The 20,205-nt window shown below is 41.5% G+C and carries 13 protein-coding genes; 10 read left to right on the top strand and 3 right to left on the bottom strand.

The genetic code is table 11. The features are described 5' to 3' along the window. Window positions 1-260 precede the first annotated feature (260 nt). Both pyrF and prfA read right to left on the bottom strand, forming a co-directional pair. Window positions 261-1,085, bottom strand: a complete 825-nt coding sequence (gene pyrF, locus ACOVQQ_RS03775; protein WP_421817008.1) for an orotidine-5'-phosphate decarboxylase — start codon at window positions 1,083-1,085, stop codon at window positions 261-263. A gap of 11 nt (window positions 1,086-1,096) precedes the next feature. Then, a complete protein-coding gene (gene prfA / locus ACOVQQ_RS03770) occupies window positions 1,097-2,167 on the bottom strand; it encodes a peptide chain release factor 1 (protein ID WP_094485778.1) in 1,071 nt (356 codons plus the stop codon). A gap of 290 nt (window positions 2,168-2,457) precedes the next feature. On the opposite strand from prfA, the gene ACOVQQ_RS03765 reads away from it, so the two are divergent. The 10 genes from ACOVQQ_RS03765 (at window position 2,458) to ACOVQQ_RS03720 (ending at window position 18,732) form a co-directional block, all read left to right on the top strand. Next, window positions 2,458-2,997 carry an IS1096 element passenger TnpR family protein gene (locus tag ACOVQQ_RS03765; protein WP_421817007.1) on the top strand — a complete coding sequence of 180 codons (540 nt, stop codon included), beginning with the start codon at window positions 2,458-2,460 and terminating at the stop codon, window positions 2,995-2,997. Window positions 2,998-3,015: 18 nt separating this feature from the next. Beyond that, window positions 3,016-4,074, top strand: coding sequence for a nucleoid-associated protein (locus ACOVQQ_RS03760; protein WP_421817006.1), 1,059 nt, complete (start codon window positions 3,016-3,018; stop codon window positions 4,072-4,074). Between the two features lie 45 nt (window positions 4,075-4,119). After that, window positions 4,120-4,512 carry a hypothetical protein gene (locus ACOVQQ_RS03755; RefSeq protein ID WP_421817005.1) on the top strand — a complete coding sequence of 131 codons (393 nt, stop codon included), beginning with the start codon at window positions 4,120-4,122 and terminating at the stop codon, window positions 4,510-4,512. Between the two features lie 870 nt (window positions 4,513-5,382). Next, window positions 5,383-6,285 carry an ABC transporter ATP-binding protein gene (locus ACOVQQ_RS03750; protein WP_421817004.1) on the top strand — a complete coding sequence of 301 codons (903 nt, stop codon included), beginning with the start codon at window positions 5,383-5,385 and terminating at the stop codon, window positions 6,283-6,285. Further along, window positions 6,282-7,115, top strand: a complete 834-nt coding sequence (locus ACOVQQ_RS03745; protein WP_421817003.1) for an ABC transporter permease — start codon at window positions 6,282-6,284, stop codon at window positions 7,113-7,115. The genes ACOVQQ_RS03750 and ACOVQQ_RS03745 overlap by 4 nt, the downstream gene beginning before the upstream one ends. Before the next feature lie 292 nt (window positions 7,116-7,407). Continuing rightward, window positions 7,408-9,705, top strand: coding sequence for a choice-of-anchor L domain-containing protein (locus ACOVQQ_RS03740; protein WP_421817002.1), 2,298 nt, complete (start codon window positions 7,408-7,410; stop codon window positions 9,703-9,705). Window positions 9,706-9,737: 32 nt separating this feature from the next. Then, complete coding sequence (locus ACOVQQ_RS03735) at window positions 9,738-14,858, top strand: T9SS type B sorting domain-containing protein (protein ID WP_421817001.1); 5,121 nt, start codon at window positions 9,738-9,740, stop codon at window positions 14,856-14,858. 3 nt (window positions 14,859-14,861) lie between these two features. Then, window positions 14,862-15,773, top strand: coding sequence for an alpha/beta hydrolase (locus ACOVQQ_RS03730; RefSeq protein ID WP_421817000.1), 912 nt, complete (start codon window positions 14,862-14,864; stop codon window positions 15,771-15,773). Window positions 15,774-16,467: 694 nt separating this feature from the next. Further along, window positions 16,468-17,805, top strand: a complete 1,338-nt coding sequence (gene ffh, locus ACOVQQ_RS03725) for a signal recognition particle protein (RefSeq protein ID WP_298143899.1) — start codon at window positions 16,468-16,470, stop codon at window positions 17,803-17,805. Between the two features lie 42 nt (window positions 17,806-17,847). Next, window positions 17,848-18,732: a bifunctional 5,10-methylenetetrahydrofolate dehydrogenase/5,10-methenyltetrahydrofolate cyclohydrolase gene (locus ACOVQQ_RS03720; RefSeq protein WP_094487502.1), complete on the top strand. Its 885-nt coding sequence runs from the start codon at window positions 17,848-17,850 to the stop codon at window positions 18,730-18,732. Between the two features lie 96 nt (window positions 18,733-18,828). Here the strand turns inward: ACOVQQ_RS03720 and ACOVQQ_RS03715 are convergent. Beyond that, a partial coding sequence (locus tag ACOVQQ_RS03715) for a hypothetical protein (protein ID WP_421816999.1) occupies window positions 18,829-20,205 on the bottom strand: 1,377 nt, incomplete at its 5' end.

Raw genomic sequence — 20,205 nt, 5'->3', positions numbered from 1 at the left:
CCCGATAGCTATCGGGACTAGCTTCTAAAACAGCCTTCGACAAGCTCAGGCACCGACGATACGTGGGTTCAGCTGGGCAAAACGATACGTTAAATGGCGAAATCATCAATCCCGATAGCTATCGGGACTAGCTTCTAAAACAGCCTTCGACAAGCTCAGGCACCGACGATACGTGGGCTCACTAGGGAAGATGAAACGTTAAATGGCGAAATCATTAAAGTCTAGCTTCTAGTGTCTAACTTCTCGCCTCTAAAAAAAAATTAAAACCCCGCTTTATTTAAAATCGCTCGCATTTCCTCTTGCAGTTTGAAGGCTGCTTCGCCGGCTTTTTCGGCAAAATTGGCTTCGGAACTGGCGTAAATAACCGCTCGTGAAGCATTTACCAGAAGTCCGATGTTGTCGGTTAATCCGTATTTACAAACCTCGGCCAAACTACCGCCTTGAGCACCCACGCCGGGCACTAACAAAAAGCTGTTCGGCACTATTTTACGCACCTGCTGAAAATACTCCGGACGCGTAGCGCCTACCACGTACATCAGATTGTGCGCATTAACATAAGTTTGCGAAGTTTCGAGAACTTTTTCGAAAAGCGCTGTTTGGTCGGTTGTGCCTATTTGAAAATCGGCAGCGCCCGGATTCGACGTTAACGCCAGTAAAATGGTTTGTTTGTTGGGATGCGCAAGAAAAGGTTCTACCGAATCGCGACCCATATACGGAGCAACAGTTACGCTGTCGAAGCCCAAATCGTCGAAAAAGGCACGGGCGTACATATCGGCAGTATTTCCAATATCGCCGCGTTTGGCATCGGCTATGGTAAAAATCTCGGGGTAATTGTCTTTAATGTAGCGAACGGTTTTTCGCAAGGCCAACCAACCTTTTTCGCCCTGCGCTTCGTAAAACGCCACATTGGGTTTGTAGGCAACGGTTACAAAATGTGTGGCATCGATAATAGCTTTGTTGAACTCAAAAATCGGATCGTCGGCGCCAGCTAAGTATTTGGGGAGCAGTTTGGTGTCGGTATCTAAACCCACACATAAAAACGACTTTTTGATTTTAATTTGCTGTACGAGCTGATGTATCTCCACGATTTTGTTGTTTACATGACGCCTTCCGCTAATTTCTCGGTATTGTTTACCAACTGCAATTCGTCGATAATTTTTTGAATGTCGCCATTCATGATATTTTGTAATTCGTACAGTGTAAGTCCGATACGGTGATCGGTTACACGGCCTTGTGCATAGTTGTAGGTGCGAATTTTCGCAGAACGGTCGCCCGAACTAACTTGTGAACTACGTTTTTTGGCATCTTCTTCCTGCTTTTTAGCGAGTTCTTGTTCGTACAAACGCGAGCGAAGTACGGTTAAGGCTTTGTCTTTGTTTTTGTGCTGCGATTTCTCGTCTTGACATTGAGCAACTAAGCCGGTTGGAATGTGCGTTAATCGAACGGCCGATTTGGTTGTGTTAACCGACTGACCGCCTGGACCCGACGAACAGAAGTAGTCGATTCGAACATCGTTCATGTCGATTTGTACGTCGAATTCTTCTGCTTCAGGCAAAACCATTACAGTAGCTGCCGAGGTGTGTACACGACCTTGTGTTTCGGTTTGTGGTACGCGTTGTACGCGGTGTACGCCTGCTTCGAATTTAAGCGTTCCGTAAACGTCTTCTCCGGTTACTTCGAAAATAACTTCTTTAAATCCGCCGGCCGTACCTTCGTTAGTATCGACTATTGAGGTTCTCCAACCTTTACTTTCGCAGTATTTGGTGTACATGCGGAAGAGGTCGCCAGCAAAAATCGACGCTTCGTCGCCACCCGTTCCAGCGCGAATTTCCATCATCACGTTTTTAGCGTCTTCCGGATCTTTTGGAATCAGCATAAATTTGATTTCTTCTTCCAGTTGCGGAAGTCGCTCTTTAGCTTCATCCAATTGCATTCGAGCCATTTCAACCATTTCGGCATCGGAACCGTCGGCGATAATCTCATTCGCTTCGTCGATGTTGCCAACAACATTCATGTATTCTTCGCGTTTTTCGACGATTGCTTTTAAATCTTTATACTCTTTATTGAGAGCGATATAGCGTTTTTGGTCGGAAATGACGTCGGGTTGAATAATTAAGTCGGAAACTTCGTCGAAACGTTGTTTGATATATTGTAAACGGTCTAGCATGATAAATCACCTCTTTTTCGGCGTGCAAATTTAGTGAAATAATTCAAGGAAAAGGAGCGGAGTGGTTTCCTTAACTTTCGCTTGTACACAAATGTAGTTCGGGCGCATAAATTCTGCTGAGTCTTGCGAGAACTTGTCGTATTTGTTAAAGTTTCTGACCTAAACTTTTAAAACTCAACTTTGAAAAGCGGTTGCCCATCGCTGGTAAATTTTATTCGACATGCTTTAGACGATTTTTTCTGCTTAAGCGACATAAAACCTCTTAAATTTGCCCCTCAATTTTTGATGAGATGAGTATTTATAAATTTCGCGTCATTCTTGATGATGAAGATGATGTATTTCGTGATATTGCCATAGCCGACGAGGATTCGTTAGAAGATTTACACAATGCTATTGTAAATGCTTTTGATTTTGACGGTATGGAACCCGCGTCGTTTTATAGTTCGGACGATCAGTGGAGCCTAGGCGAAGAAATTTCGTTGTTTGATACCGGTGATGTGCCCGGCGAAGCAAAAATTATGGCCGATTACCAGATTTCAGAATGGTTTTCGGAGGACATGACAAAAATGATTTACGTGTATGATTACATTAACATGTGGACATTTTTTGTAGAATTAGCCGCCATCGACGAGCCTGAACTGGGAACAACTTATCCGAACGTACTTTTCTCACACGGCATCATGCCCGCTATAGCACCCGAGAAAAAGTTTGTTGACGACAGTGAAAACCTACTTGATTTTGATGAAGACGGTTACGACGAGGAAGATTTCGACCAATTTGACAGCGGTGAAAACTTTGAAGATTACGGATTTGAAGAAAATTGGAACTAAAATACCTGCCACAAACAAATGATTAATCTCTATAATACCCAAATAGAATCGCTTTCCTTACACAGAATTGGCAACAAGAGTCGCAACGAAGGTGTGTTTTTATCAAAAGACACTTTAAATCTCAGCGATGAAATGATGCCGCTCATCAAGGAGTTTTTCTTCAAACCTTTTCGTGAAAAAGAGGAAAACTACTATCAATTTGCGCATGAAGTAGATTTGGAGTACAACGAAATGTACACCATTTTAAGCGGTATTTTTGATAATCCGCATACAGCACACGAGCAAGCAAGCAAAGTAGCTCAGCATTTATACGAACAATCGAATCACCCGCACATAAAAAATGGGGAGTTATTTGTTGCGTATCTTACCAATGCACTGATCGACAACCAACGTGTGGATGCGATCGGAATATTCAAAAGTGAAATTCAAACCGATTTCCTTCAATTCGAAGAGAAGGATGAAAACTTAACGTTACTGCTTCAACAAGGTATAAACCTCAGTAAACTCGACAAAGGTTGTTTGGTTTTTAACTACAAGAAAGAAGAAGGCTACAAGATTTTATCTGTAGATTCGAATCGTTACGACGCTCGATATTGGCTCGAACACTTCTTGAATGTCGACGTATTCCAAGATGAAAACTTCATCACAAAAAAATACCTGAAATTTTGCCAGGATTTCGCTAAAGACGTAGTGCTTCCCGCAGAAGATAAGAAGGAAGAAGTTATGTTTATGAATCGTTCGGTGAACTATTTTGCTAAAAACGACAACTTCGAAGAAACTAATTTCTTAAATGAAGTGCTCGACAATCCGGATCTCATTCCGGAATTCAAAAACTATAAAGTTGATAAAGGAGAAAAGTACAGCATCGAAGATGTAACCTCTTTTCCAATTGCAAATGCCGCCGTAACCGATGCGCGTAAAAAGCTGAAAAACACGATTCAACTCGACACCAACATTCAAATTAAACTCGATTTCATCAATCCCGAAAGTGCAGAAAAGTTCGTGGAAAAAGGTTGGGACGAAGAACGACAAATGTACTATTATCTCGTGTATTTCAACAAAGAGCAAAAAAGCTAGCGCAACCGATTAGCCGCTTGAACATCTTTTAAAAAAAGGAAAAATATGTTAAGAAGATTTTTTATTGCCGCAGCATTTGTTGCTATTTCGTTTAGTTGTACAGATGATTCTACTAACGATGATACCTGTATCGATTACCAACTTGAGGGCGTGCAGGAAGTTGTCGATGTACCTACACTAGTTGCAGGTACCTTTGCGTTTGAAGTTTCGTTTCAGGTAGATAACGGTTGCGGGCAGTTCTATGCGTTCGACGAACAAAGTCAAGGGAATACGAGAACCATACGCGTTTCGACAAAGTATGAAGGATGTATCTGCACACAAGATATGCCAATTTTATCCCGAACTTATCAGTTTGCACCAACTTTAGCAGGAACGTACACACTTAATTTCGTTAAACCCGACGGTACATTTATCACAAGAACCGTCGTAAAAAACTAATACGATTTACCAATGAAACAAAACGCAACCTTTTTCGGAGCTTAGCATCTAACTACTGTGGTTAGGTTGGTTATTATTCCATAATTGTGTTTTGTTTTAGATGCGAAACGCGCTTTGAGAAATCGGAGCGCGTTTTGTTTTTTCTCACAGCATATTGGAGTTTTTCGCACAGCATGAACAACACGATACTTTGGTTTTCTTCGCACAGAATACGCAGAATTCACAGATACTCCGAAGCAATAGTTATGTTTTTTCTCGTGCGGTATGGGAGTTTTCCACACAGAATACGCAGAATTCACAGAAACTCCGCTGCTGTAGTTTTGTTTGCACAGAATTCACAGAAACTCCGAAGCAATAGTTATGTTTTTTCTCGTGGAGTATGGGATTTTTCCGCACAGAATACGCAGAATTCACAGAAACTCCGCTGCTGTAGTTTTTTTGCACAGAATACACAGAATACGCAGAATTCACACAAACTCCGAAGCTATAGTTGTGTTTTTTCTCGTGGAGTATGGGAGTTTTCCGCGCAGAATACGCAGAATTCACAGAAACTCCGCTGCTGTAGTATTGTTTGCACAGAAAATAGTAAAACACAGCATTTGTAATGCTTGCAAAGAAAACTTCGCAAATTTTAGGACAAGTACAGAGTCACTAAAAAATTACCTCCCTATGCACTAAAACCAATTATTCTGTGCGCAAGCTGTTTGTGGGTGAAAACCAGATTTACGTCTATTCCTTCCTTAAAACACAAATCGATTTTCCTCCGCTAACTGCAACATTATAAGGTTAATCCGACCTCTAAAAAATTAATGAAGAAATGCGAGTAACATTTATTCAGGTGTTTCGTCTAGTAAGAACAAAACAGTTGGAGTGGAATCAATTCTATCAATCAAAAATCTGCACAAGCGATACGGCTTCGTACACGCCGTAAATGGCATCTCGCTTGAAATCAAAGAAGGAAATGTGTACGGAATTCTCGGACCTAACGGTTCTGGAAAATCTACAACACTGGGAATCGTCTTAAACGTGGTAAACAAAACTTCAGGCGAGTTTACCTGGTTCGACGGTTCACAGTCAACGCACGAGGCAATAAAAAAAGTAGGCGCGATTATCGAACGCCCAAATTTTTACCCGTACATGACAGCAGCCGAAAATCTTAGTCTGGTTTGTAAAATCAAGGGGATTTCCAAAACTAAAGTGGCCGAAAAACTCGAAATCGTTGGTCTAACCGAGCGCCGGAACAGTAAATTTCGAACCTTTTCCCTCGGTATGAAACAACGCCTCGCCATTGCGTCTGCGCTGTTGAACGATCCGGAAATCCTGATTCTCGACGAACCCACAAACGGATTAGACCCGCAAGGAATTCACCAAATTCGCGAAATCATCCGACTAATTGCAAGCACTGGAACTACCATTTTGCTTGCTTCGCACCTGCTCGATGAAGTAGAAAAAGTATGCTCGCATGTCCTCGTTCTTAAAAAAGGACAAATGCTCTACTCCGGAACCGTGAGCGATATGGTACGAAGCGAAGGATTTTTCGAACTCGCAGCTAACGATCTGGTCGAACTCGAACGAAAATTGCGCCTTCATCCGTATTTTAAAAGTGTTGAATCCGTTCAAGATAAGCTAGTTTTCACAACATCAACATCTGTAGCCGCAGCCGAGTTAAACCAATATCTCGCTTCTGAAAATATATTCGTGTCGCACCTAGCTTTCAAAAAGCCAAGCCTAGAAGAACAGTTCCTCACGCTAACAAAAACCGCGAACTTATGAAAAGATTACTCTCAATTGAATTTCAGAAGATTTGGTTAAACTATCCGAGTAGAATTCTTACAATCACATACTTCGCACTGTTATCGCTAATCGCATTAATCACAGCAATAAAATTCGACATCGGCGATTTTCATTTCAACATCGCGGAAATCGGAATCTTCAACTTCCCATACATCTGGCACTTTAACACCTATTTTGCCGATTATTTCAAGTTCTTCCTTGCAATTGTTATTGTTTCGATGATGGCAAACGAATACAGTTACGGAACGCTCAAACAAAATTTAATCGACGGTTTAAGTAAAAAGGAATTAGTAAAATCGAAAGTGCTAACCGTCTTTGCAATGGCAGCAGCATCAACCGTTTTTGTATTCCTTTTGTCGCTTATCTTAGGTCTAATCCATTCGTCTTTCACCGAATTTAGAACCATAATCACTGATATCGACTATCTGCTCGGGTATTTCATAAAACTTTCCGCATTCTTTAGTTTGTGCTTATTCGTCGGAATTCTCGTAAAACGTTCGGCTTTCGCACTCGGGTTTCTAATCATACTCTACATCGCAACTGCTATTCTTCACGCTATTTTGAGATTTAAAGTCTTAGACACGGAAATCGCCGACGCAATCATGCAATTTGCGCCAACCAATGCCATCTCCGACATTATCGTTGAGCCTATTTCGCGCTTGTCGGCCGTGCAACAAATGGGTGCTCAAGTTGGACTAGAGTCTGATAAGAAATTCGATGTAAATTATAAAGCTGCTGCAATAAGTTTGTGTTGGACCGCCGTGTTTATCATTGGCAGTTACCGTATTTTAAAACGCCGCGATTTATAATTTTTGGGCACATCCCGCCGCAAAGTACTAGTTGAATGCTGGTGCAGCGGGTCGGGCTTTCTGCTGCAATAGCGCTTAAAAAAACCGCTTCAACCACAGCCGCGCACGGGCTTCATTTTGTCGCCGTGCCCAACTGGGTTTACAGCGGTTTTTTTTGCGCGCTATTTACGCGTCAATCCCTTGTGCGAAAATGAATAACTGCAATGCGTAACCTTTCCGTATAAGCTTTAACACGGCGTTAGTAAGCGTTGCAGCTAAATAAACGAGCTTTTGTAATATCTTTGCACTCGCTATGATTCGTTTTTCAAAGGCATTTTTTACGTTCGTTTTATCTTGCTACACTGTGATACTTGCGGCTCAGACCATCACAGTCGATACCAATTATAATGCACAGCAATTAGCACAAGATATTTTGGTTAACAATCCGTGTTTAACCATTTCAAACGCATCAATCACTACCACCACAGCCGATACGTTTCAAACCACCGGATTTTTTACCGCCAATCCCGTTAATTTCCCATTTACACAAGGCATCATTCTGAGTACCGGAAACGCAAATTCGGCAGTAGGTCCAAATTCAAGTTTACTCAGCGAAGGCAGTACCGCGTGGCCCGGCGACAACGATTTGGAAGCCGCGCTAAATGTGGGAAACAGCATCAATGCAACCGTGCTCGAATTCGATTTTGTATCCTTATCAGCCGCTATTTCGTTTCGCTATTTGCTGGCGTCCGAGCAATATCTGACCAATCCGAGTGCCAATCAATGCAATTTTACCGACGGCTTTGCCTTTCTGCTTAAGCGAAACAACAGCAACGAACCTTATCAAAATTTAGCCGTTGTTCCCGGAACCGACATTCCCGTTCGTGTAAATACCGTTCGCGGAAGCGGTACCGTGTGTCCGCCGGCTAACGAACAGTATTTTCAGGGATATAACGGAAGCGACAGCGCAACAAATTTCAACGGACAAACCGTTCCGCTCACTGCAAAAGCGAATGTTATTCCCGGCGAAAGCTATCACATTAAACTCGTTATCGCCGATCAGGGAAACAACTTATACGATTCGGCAATTTTCTTAGAAGCAGGCAGTTTTGAGGCAGTCACCGATCTCGGTGCCGACCGCACGCGCGCCAATGGAAATCCGCTTTGCGACGGCCAAACGCTCAATCTCGATGCCACTCAAGCCGGCAGTTCGGTTTCCTACGCTTGGTACCGAAACGGAGCCTTGCAATCGGTAACAACGCCGCAATTCACCGTAACTGCTCCCGGTGTTTACGAAGTGGAAGCAAGTATCAATAGCGGAAGCTGTGTGGTTACAGGTCGTATTGAAGTTGATTACAGCAGTATTCCTGCCGTAGCTCCCGTTACTTTGCGTCAGTGCGATCCCGATTCCGACGGTCAAACGAGCTTCAATTTAAACTTAGTAAACGATCTTTTAACCAACGGAAATCCGGAATTATTGAGTCCGGTTTACTTTGAAGACGCTTCTGCTACTACACCCATTCCAAATCCGGCACAGTACACAACTAGTTTTCCAAAAACCATAACTGCGCGAATTAAAAACAGCTTTGGTTGCGAAACCACAACTACCGTTAATTTAGTTGGCGCTACCGATCGAAATACCGCAACACTGTCGTACGTACTTTGCGATACCGACACAACAAAAGACGGCAAAACGACTTTCAACCTAACCGACTTAGCCACAACCGATGTACTGTCGGGTTTACCAACAAACATAACCGTAAAATTCTTTCCCAGTGTAAACAACGCTCTTTGGGAAACTCAAGAAATTTCGGGTAGTATTACCAACGATATCACAAACAATCAAACATACTATGCACGATTGTATAACGGAATCGACTGTTTTGATATCGTTCCTATTGAAATTAATATCGATTACATACCTGACAGTTTTACAACATCAGAAACGATTTATTTTTGTACGGGAAGTTTTGCGGTTCTAACCGGCCCAGGGGGTTTTACCAACTACCAATGGTCACACAACAGCAGTTTAACGAATCGTGAAATCCGCGTAAACACGCCACAAACCTATACGATAACGTTCGAAAACCAAAACGGTTGTACGGCATCAAAAACATTTGAAGTCATAGAGTCGAATCCAGCAGTCATTCGTACAGTTGCGGTTACTAGTTTTTCCGGAGCGCAGAACAGCGCCACTATCGATTTTTCGGGTTTAGGCAACTATGAGTTTTCAATCGATGGCGTAAATTTTCAGAGCAGTCCGGTATTCACAAACTTAGCCCCGGGAATCTACACAGCTACAGTCGTCGATTTGTTTGGTTGCGACAACAGCACAGCCGAATTTATCGTTTTAGATTATCCGCGATTTTTCACACCAAACGGCGATGGCATCAACGATATTTGGTCGATAAAAAATAGCATACTTACCAATCAGATTGAACGAATCTTAATTTTTGATCGCTACGGAAAAATCATTTTCGGCTTTACGCCAAACCAGACAGGTTGGGACGGACGTTTTCAAGGCGTAGCAATGCCATCAGACGACTACTGGTTCAGTATTTTCTTACAAACAGGTAGCCAAATTAAAGGACATTTCACCTTGAAGCGCTAAAATTCTTTACTTTTGGAATCTTGCTAGATTCTATGAAAAAGATTTTACAATTCATTGCGCTATTTCTCACTTTTTCTGCGTCAGCGCAGTTCAGTAAAACGCACTATATTCCACCCGTTTCGAACTCACCCATACAAGCAGGGCAGGGGCAATATATGTATATTTCTTGTCCTTCACCGACACCTGTAAATTTCAAAATTAACATCATTGGAGGTGGAGTTGTTGAAGGTACGGTTACCCGAGATCAACCTTATGTTTATCTGGCTGGAAACGGCGATAATAGCCAATTTTTGATTCCAAGCGGTTCTGTTGGGAGCGTTTTCAGCGATAAAGGTTTTATCGTTGAAGCCGATGATCAAGTTTACGTAACGGTAAGAATGACCACCACTCCTCAGAACTTTCAAGCGGGAAGTGTCGTTTCCAAAGGATTAGCTGCTCTAGGTAAGCGCTTTCGTGTTGGAGCCTTTGTTAATGAAACCGTTCCTGAGTTTACACAAAATCATTATTCGTTTGCAACGGTAATGGCAACCGAAAATAATACAACAGTAAGCTTTAACGACATAGACATTGGTGTACAGTTGGTAAACAACGGCTCAAGTATACAACCCGATGTAGTTTTGAATAGAGGAGAATCGTTTTGTATCGCTACTATTGGTCCGCTCGATGCAAATCGAAATGGTATAATCGGAACTTTAATTACGTCTGATAAACCGATCGCTGTAAATTGCGGTAGTATTGCAGGAACGAATGGTAATGCCAGTAATTTAGATTTGGGTTTCGACCAACTTGTACCAGCCGAACTTACGGGTAGTGAATACATACTTATTCGAGGTATTGGTCCTGATATCGTTGAGCGTCCGTTAATTGTTGCCGATCAAGACAATACCGAAGTGTTTTTAAACGACGATCAGGTAACTCCGGTAGCGGTAATCAATGCCGGCGATTACTATGCTCCAACCGGTGATGTTTACAGTTCGAACGGAAATTTGTACATACGAACATCCAAAGACGTTTTCTTATTCCAAAGTATCGGCGGCTCGCTTCCAACCGTAGCAACACCTCAGGCCAATCAAAATATGTGCTTCGTACCTCCATTAAAGTGTGAAACACCCAAGATAATCGATAATATCCCGCTAATTAATGAAATTGGAAACAACGGTAGTTTTACTGGAACGGTAGCTGTTGTAACCGAGGTGGGATCAACATTGTCGTTTATTTTGAATGGGACAACTTACGCCGTTTCAGATTTGCCGCCAGATATTGTGGTTAATGGTCCAGTTCCAGTTCTTGGAAATACGGTTTTTGAAACCTATACTTTCGAAGGATTTAATGGGAACGTTTCGGTGTACAGCACTAGTCAGGTTTACGTATCCTATTATGGAACAAGCGGTGCTGCTACTTACGGAGGTTTTTATTCCGGCTTTACATTTAAACCAGAAATTGCTTTTAAGTCGATAGATTCATCCATATCAGCAAATTGCATTCCTAACATTGAGCTTTCGGTTAACGTACTTACCGCTTTTGATCAGTACCAATGGGAGTTTAATGGAGTAGATATCCCAGGGGCAACTGCGAGTATATACATTCCTCAAGAAGTGGCAAACGGCGGCTTAGGTCCTGGATTTTATGCCGTTAGAGCTACGATATCTGGATGCGGAACCACTTTAGTATCAAATGAAATTCCAGTAAGTACTTGTGCTTTAGATACCGACGCCGACGGCACAATAAACGACGTAGATTTAGATCTTGATAACGACGGAATAGCGAATTGTACAGAATCGTATGGCGATTTTACTCTGAATACCGCAGTAAACGGACCAACGAACATTAATGTGCAGAACTACAGCAACAGCTACACCATTACCAATACACCTTCTTTTATCGCAACTCCACAAAGTTATCAGGGTTTTGCCAATGGAAATTTTATTACAACAGTACCTGTCGGGGTTACCAATGAAATGACTGTTCAGTTTACAGCAACACAGCCTATTTCCTTAAGTATTTCGTATCCAAATTCCTCAGTAGTAAACGCACAAATCGATTCTTTTGGCGATTTTAGAATACTGTCAACTGCCGAGAAAAATATTACAATTATTAATCCAGTCGACTTACTACTGATCGATACGAACTACGACGGAATCTACGAAAGTGGCATAACGCAATTTTCTGGATTCGATGTCCGGTTTCGCCTAAACAGCGCTGCGCCACTCGCACTCGGAACAGGCGATTTTGAAATCAAAGCTTCAGACGTCACTTCTTTATTCTTCATTCACAAGAATTTATCAGAAACCGACGTTAACACGGCCATTTTTAATATCCGTGCCACTTGTTTGCCAAGAGATACAGACAGCGATGGGGTTTTTGATTACAATGATTTCGATACGGATAACGATGGAATTCCGGATCGAATCGAAGCTGTAGGTGTCGCTTTTCAAAACATTCCATTTGTTGATGCAAATACCAATGGAATTAACGATGCAATAGAACCCGGCCTCGGAACACTGGACACTGATACTGATGGAGTTCCCGATTATTTGGATCTCGATTCAGACAACGATGGTATTTATGATTTAGTAGAAGCAGGCTCAAGCGCAATTGATGCCAACGGAAATGGAAGAATTGATGGCAATAGTTTTGGAATCAACGGTTTAGCGAATAATTTGGAAACGGCCTCTGAAAGCGGACAAATAAATTTTACCCCAGCAAATACCGATACAACTACCGATTTCGCAAATTACATTGACCTCGACAGCGATGATGATGATTGTAACGATGTAAACGAAGCGGGTTTTACCGATGCCAACAACGATGGTAGGCTGGGAAGTTCATCCCTGACTGTAGACAGTAATGGACTTGTAACCAGTAGTGCTACTGGATACACGCCCTTAACAAATAACGATTATGCAGTCCCCGGCATTATTACAATAAATCAGCAACCGCAAGATGTTACTGCTTGTCAAACATTTAGCGCACAATTTTCAGTTCAAACTAACGCTATTGCAGGATATCAATGGCAAGAAAGTAGCGACGGTATCACGTTTACCGATTTGCCCGAAAATACCGTTTATCAAGGCACGCAAACGGCTACTCTAACCATTAACAACATTCAGCCTGCGATAAATAATTTTAAATACCGCGTTCGGTTGTTTCAAACGGCAAATGCCTGTGGCGATTTTTCGGCTCCAGCTAACTTAACTGTTCTTCCAAAGCCTCAAATCATCGATAATTTTACACTTAAACAGTGCGATACCGACTTAGATACTATTGCTCCGTTTAATCTTGAGCAGGCAAATTCAGGAATTTCAACAAACTCGGCAAACGAAACATTTGTGTACTATTTGAGCCTGTTGGGAGCACAAAATCAAATTGCTTCCGAAGAAATTCAAAATCCGCAAGCGTTTAGTAACAGCGTGCAGTCTACTGTTTTTGTTCGTGTAACCGACAATACAAGCGGTTGTGTTTCCATTGGAACAGTTAATCTGAGTATTTCAGCAACTACGATACCAGCAGGAACCGTATTCTCTTTTTCAAAATGTGATGATTTTGTAGATGCCGAAAATGATGATCGCGACGGAATCACGACCTTTGACTTTTCTTCTGCGGAAAATCAAATCAGGAACCTATTTGGCGGTAATCCAAACATTACCATTAGTTTCTATCGGACTGAAGCCGATGCAACGGTAGAGACCGATGTTAACGGAGTTTCTTTAGCAATCACTAATTTGAACTCATACAGAAATATCGGTTTTCCGTCAGGCCAGCAAATTTGGGTTCGAATAGACAGTACCACCGATAACGCCTGCTTTGGGCTTGGTCCTTACATCAATTTAATTGTTGAACCATTGCCAACCTTCAATAGCCCAACAATTCCAAGACAATGTGACAGAATTTTAACGGACAGCGCAATAGATTTTGCCTTCGATACTTCAACAATAAGTTCACAAATTTTAAACGGTCAGAGTACCGTAACCTTAACTTTTATAGCAGAAGATGGCAGTTTGATCGGAAATGCGTTGCCAAATCCGTTCGTTACAGCAAGTCAAACGGTTACTGTTAATATGGTTAACAACCTGACAAACGATCCTAGTGGTCCTTGTACGGAAAGTGGTACGATTACTTTTATTGTTGATGAACGACCAAGTCCAATTTTGCCGCAGAGTTTTGTAGCCTGCGACGACGAGCCAGACGACTTTGATGGATTTTCCATTTTTGATACGTCTACGATTCAAAGCACAATTACTCAAGGTTCATCAACCTTTTCTACAAGATACTTTGATGCAGCGGGTAATTTACTCTTCGATGTTTTTCCAACAAGTTTTAATTCCAATACTCAGGACATTACTGCGGAGATTTTTAATGCGAATAATCCAAATTGTTCGGAAATGGCTATTATTTCTTTCCGAGTAAATCCGCTGCCGAATATCGATGAAGTTGATGAGAATACGTATTACTTATGCACTAATTTGGATGACAATTTTACTTTAGACGCAGGTGTGCTCAGCGGAATTTTTACAGACTACAGTTACACCTGGTTCCGCGACGGAATCGAAATCCCCGGGCAAATTCGACCCGTTTTAACCGTTCGCGAATCGGGAGATTATAGTGTTCGTGTTTCCGATCGATTTACCCAATGCAGCCGAACGCGCACATTCACCGTACTTGATTCGGGTACAGCAACAATAACTGATATTGTAGTTGAAGATTTACTGGACAGAAATTCGGTACTCATTCAAGTAAGCGGTGCAGGAACTTACGAATACAGCCTCGACAACGAATTTGGCCCCTACCAATCGGATAACTTTTTTGAAGATGTTCAACCTGGTTTACACACCATCTATGTAAACGATATTAACGGTTGCGGACAAGTTAGCCAAGAATTAGCAGTGATTGGCGCCATGAAGTTCTTTACTCCAAACGGCGATGGCTACAATGATTTTTGGCGCATAAAAGGAATCAACGCCCTCTACTTTCCACAAAGTTATGTGTACATTTTCGACCGATACGGTAAGTTTGTGTTTGAAATCACCGCTGGAAACGAAATTGGTTGGGATGGAACGCTAAATGGTACGCCGCTTCCCGCCGACGATTATTGGTATGTCTTGTATGTTTCCGACGGACGCATAGATCGAGGTCATTTCACCTTAAAACGATAAGTCATGAAAACAGTGTTAATTATGCTTGCGTGTTCATCGATAATGCTGGCGCAGCCAAAAGCAGAAATCATCGGAAAAGTAGAAAGAATTGAAAATTTCCCTTCTAAATTTATTTCTACGCGAAGTGTCGATGTTTGGTTACCACTGAATTACAATCCAAAAGAAAAATACGCAGTTTTATACATGCATGATGGTCAGATGTTGTTCGATGCATCGACCACTTGGAACAAGCAGTCTTGGGATGCCGACGAAACCGCACAGCAGCTCCAAACCGATGGAGAAGTGCAACCATTTATCATCGTTGGTATTCATAATATTTCTGTGGAGCGACATGCCAATTACTTCCCAGAAAAACCATTCAATTTATTGTCCGAGTCTTTTCAAAAAGAACTGTTGGAAGGAGAACGAAGCCCTGGGCAAAAATTATTCGCGCATGAAATCGATTCTGATAACTATCTGAAATTCATCGTAACCGAATTAAAACCCTACATCGACGAGAAGTACAGCACTCGTAAAAGTCCTGAGTTTACTGCCATTGGCGGAGCAAGTATGGGCGGATTAATTTCTATTTACGCCCTTTGCGAATATCCCAAGGTTTTTGGGAAAGCACTCTGTCTCAGCACGCATTGGCCCGGAATTTGGTCGCTTGAAAACAATCCGATACCCGACGCTTTTATACAATATCTAAAAGCGAATTTACCCAGACCGAAATCACATAAAATTTACTTTGATTACGGCGACCAAACGCTCGACGCGCTGTATCCTAAACTGCAAGAAAAAGTTGATGCCGCAATGACCGAAAAGGGCTACAATGCTAAAAACTGGATGACTGTTTACGATAAAGGTGCCGATCATTCCGAAAAAGCTTGGGCTAAGCGATTTGCTACGCCTCTGAAATTTGCTTTTGGAAAGTAATATCGAATTGTCCTTCAGGCGTATAGACGACTTTTCTAGCCATAGTCACTTTTTTAGCTCAGGTTATTTTCTCCTGTGTCGCTTTGTTTCCTAAGTGCCTACGTGGTCCACCACCGCAGTGTATCGCGTTTCATTCTAGCGCTATACTTCATCAATCTTTTACTAAATATCTCAGGAACAAAGCTCCCCAACTACTTGTTCTCCTAAATCTCTGTTTCCTATGTGCCTATGTGGTCCACCACCGCAGTGTATCGCGTTCCATTCTAGCGCTATACTTCATCAATCTTGTACTAAATATCTCAGGAACAAAGCTCCCCAACTACTTGTTCTCCTAAATCTCTGTTTCCTATGTGCCTATGTGGTCCCCCACCGCAGTTTCCCGCGTTTCATTTCAGTACTACAATTAGCAAGATTTCGTATAATTCTATGAGGCAACCGAACAAAAAGAGTTTCGCAACAATCTTTTTTCTAGTCCTAACTGCCTATGTCGTCAGCTCTATAGCGAGTTCTCATACCAGCATCGATTACAAAAAAAAAGATAGTAAAGCCCGATGTAAACAAAACACGTTTCAAAAATCTGACACGTACACCCGTTTTTCTTTAAAAATTGTTCTCAAGCGCCGTCAAATGCCACCTCATTATTCCAAAAACAAGTTGATTCGATTATCTTTGCACCTCAAAATTCCGAAAGACCATGTTTGATAATCTGAGCGAAAAACTCGACAAAGCATTTCACATACTAAAAGGACACGGTAAAATTACCGAGATCAACGTAGCTGAAACCTTGAAAGAGGTTCGTCGTGCTTTACTCGATGCCGATGTTAACTTTAAAATTGCGAAAGATTTTACCGCACGCGTTAAAGATAAAGCCATTGGACAAAACGTTTTAACGACACTACAGCCGGGACAACTGCTCGTGAAATTAGTGAAAGACGAATTGGTAGACCTCATGGGCGGCGATGTTGCAGGTGTTAACCTCTCAGGCAATCCAACCGTAATATTGATGTCTGGTTTACAGGGTTCTGGTAAAACAACCTTTTCTGGAAAACTAGCCAACTACCTTAAAACCAAGAAAAATAAAAAACCACTTTTAGTAGCGTGCGACATCTATCGTCCGGCGGCAATTAACCAATTGCACGTGGTAGGTAAGTCGATTGACGTGGAGGTTTACTCGGAAATAGAGAACAAAAATCCGGTCGAAATCGCGCAAAACGCCATCAAATACGCAAAAGCTAACGGTTTTAACTTAGTAATTGTCGATACCGCTGGGCGTTTAGCCGTTGATGAGGAAATGATGGACGAAATTGCCCGCGTGCATCAAGCCATTCAACCGCATGAAACCCTATTTGTCGTAGATTCGATGACAGGTCAAGATGCCGTAAATACAGCAAAAGCCTTTAACGATCGACTAAATTTCGATGGAGTTGTTCTTACAAAACTTGATGGTGATACCCGCGGTGGAGCAGCATTGTCGATTAAATCCGTTGTTAATAAACCTATTAAATTTATCGGTACTGGTGAGAAAATGGACGCTATCGACGCGTTTTACCCTTCACGTATGGCCGATCGTATTTTGGGAATGGGCGACGTGGTTTCGCTTGTAGAACGTGCCCAAGCTCAATTCGATGAGGAAGAAGCACGAAAACTTCAAAAGAAAATCGCAAAAAACCAATTCGGATTCGACGATTTCCTTGCCCAAATTCAACAAGTGAAGAAAATGGGTAACATGAAAGACCTTATCGGAATGATTCCCGGCGCTTCCAAAGCAATGAAAGATATCGACATTCAAGACGATGCGTTCAAGCACATCGAAGCCATTATCTATTCGATGACTCCTGAAGAACGCAGCAAACCAACGTTAATTGATACAAGACGTAAAAACCGAATTGCAAAAGGTTCTGGAACCAAAATCGAACAAGTAAATCAATTGATGAAACAGTTCGATCAAATGAGTAAAATGATGAAAATGATGCAAGGCCCCGGCGGTAAGCAAATGATGAAGATGATGGGCGGCATGAAAGGTATGCGATAAGCAAGCCGTATTTTCTCCCGATAACACAACAACACAACTACTATGAATATTTTAGACGGGAAACAAACAGCGGAAGACATAAAAAACGAAATCGCAGCTGAGGTTGCAGCCATGAAAGCCAAAGGCGAAAAAGTACCGCACTTGGCTGCCATCATCGTTGGAAACGACGGCGCGAGTTTAACCTACGTAAACAGCAAGGTAAAAGCCTGCGAACGCGTTGGATTTGAGTCGACCCTCATTCGGATGCCTAGCACCACTTCCGAAACCGAACTACTCAAAAAAATCAATCAACTTAACGCCGACGATAACATCGATGGATTCATCGTTCAGCTTCCCTTACCGGATCAAATCGATACCCAGGAAGTCATTAACGCTATCGATCCCAGCAAGGATGTCGACGGGTTTCATCCGGAGAATTTTGGAAAAATGGCGTTGGATATGTCGACATTCATTCCTGCTACGCCCTTCGGAATTCTCGAATTATTGGAGCGTTACAACGTAGAAACCAAAGGAAAACATACGGTAGTTATCGGTCGCTCGCACATTGTTGGCCGCCCGATGAGTATTCTCATGGGTAGAAAAGGGTTCCCCGGAAATTCGACCGTTACACTCACGCACAGTTACACAAAGAACATCGCACAAATTACTACCCAAGCCGATATCATCATCACAGCTTTGGGCGTTCCCAACTACTTAAAAGCCGAGATGGTTAAAGACGGCGCCGTAGTTATCGATGTGGGAATTACGCGCATTGCCGACGATACAACGCCAAAAGGTTACCGCATTACGGGCGACGTTGATTTTGAAAACGTAAGCAAGAAAACCTCATACATTACTCCCGTTCCTGGCGGCGTTGGCCCGATGACAATTGCAATGCTTCTAAAAAATACGCTTTTAGCAAGAGAGCAACGCAGGTTGGTGAAGTAACTTTTTTAGCTACAGTTTTTTAAAGTTGCGGAATTGCAGTTAGATAGTCAAAGAAGTTGGTTTGCGGTTTTTTTAACTCAATTTTTTACGCTTGCTCTACTGCAATAGTTGCTCAACAATTCTAAATACATGGTTTCTATAATAGGCTGATACGCTAGAAAGGTATACTTTAAGTTTATTTCTTTCTACATGGTTATAGATGTAGGTGGCAATATTTGTGAAATCCGATTCATTTGTAGAATAGTAAAACGACATACTACAAACATCCTTAACAAATTTTGATTCACTGAGTTGTAAAGCAGTTTCTTTGTACTTATCTATGATACCACTATGGTAACTAGTTCGCAATAGCTCTAGCAAATCAAAGGTTTTTCCATCGAGTTTTTTTACCTCAAAATAAAAGTCAAAAGCTTGCGTACTTCCATTTTGGATCGCATATCTCGCCTTGTTTAAAATGGCAACTCGGTATTTTTTAAATGCCTCAGCTGGAGCATTTGCCTGCATGAAAAGATACTTTTCAATTTCATAGATGTGTTTTCCGTGAGAACTTAACAAAGAAGTAAGTTTTTGAACATCGTTTCTTTCCTCGTAAATGCCAATCAAAAACTTAACATACGGTATGTTATAATTTTCATTGACATTCCTATTTATTTGCTCGATACAATATTCTTCGGCCTTTTCAAATTGTCGGCATTTAATTAAGGCTCCAATCAACGCGCAATTGTAGTCGTTTTGATAACTTCTCGGTCTAAATTTACTGTAGTTCTCGTCGAACAAGTTGTTATCTATAAAAATTCTAAAAAAGAGTTTTTCCAATTCATAGTTAAAACCAAAATAGTCGGTTTGAGCTTTAACGTGAATTGCATTTACTTGCTGTGCAACAAATCTTGCAATAGCATTTTTTTGAATTTCATTTGATTTTGAATGTTCGTAAATGCTTTGGCAAAGCTCAATATCAGTAGTATACATTTCTTGCTCGAACAAGAGTGAAAAATAAAATTGCATACTCGTTTGCCATACGTCAAAATCGCTAATTTTAAATAACGACAGTACTAAATTGTTGTAAATGTTTTCGATCAATTTTGTTATTCGAGGACTCGAAATGTAGTATCTGCGTCTAAAATCTACAATCTCAGTAGTCAATGCTTTCACGAGTTTATATTTAGACTCATCTATCACAGTACTAAAAATAAAATCTTCTATGGGTTTTAATGCGAGTAACAAAGCGTCGGTTATTTTTTTAAGCTCATTCGTTTCGATTTTTCTTCTTTTTCCTACGACTGAAAAAATACAATCTTGAATGGTCTTTTTAATGGTTGCTTCGTCAATAACAGCTGCTTTTAAATCAAATTCATTTTTAAAAATAAAGGCAATTTCTTTGTTCTTTTTCAAGAGTTCCGCAAGCCAAAGACGTAAATCGTCGTTTGATACGGTTTCGAGTACTAACTCAATTTCCGTCAATTTCTTTTTAGG

The sequence above is a fragment of the Flavobacterium sp. genome (assembly GCF_049240005.1).
Classification (GTDB): domain Bacteria; phylum Bacteroidota; class Bacteroidia; order Flavobacteriales; family Flavobacteriaceae; genus Flavobacterium.
The sequence above is the reverse complement of the archived record's forward strand: the minus strand, read 5'-3'. Positions and strand labels throughout refer to the sequence as shown.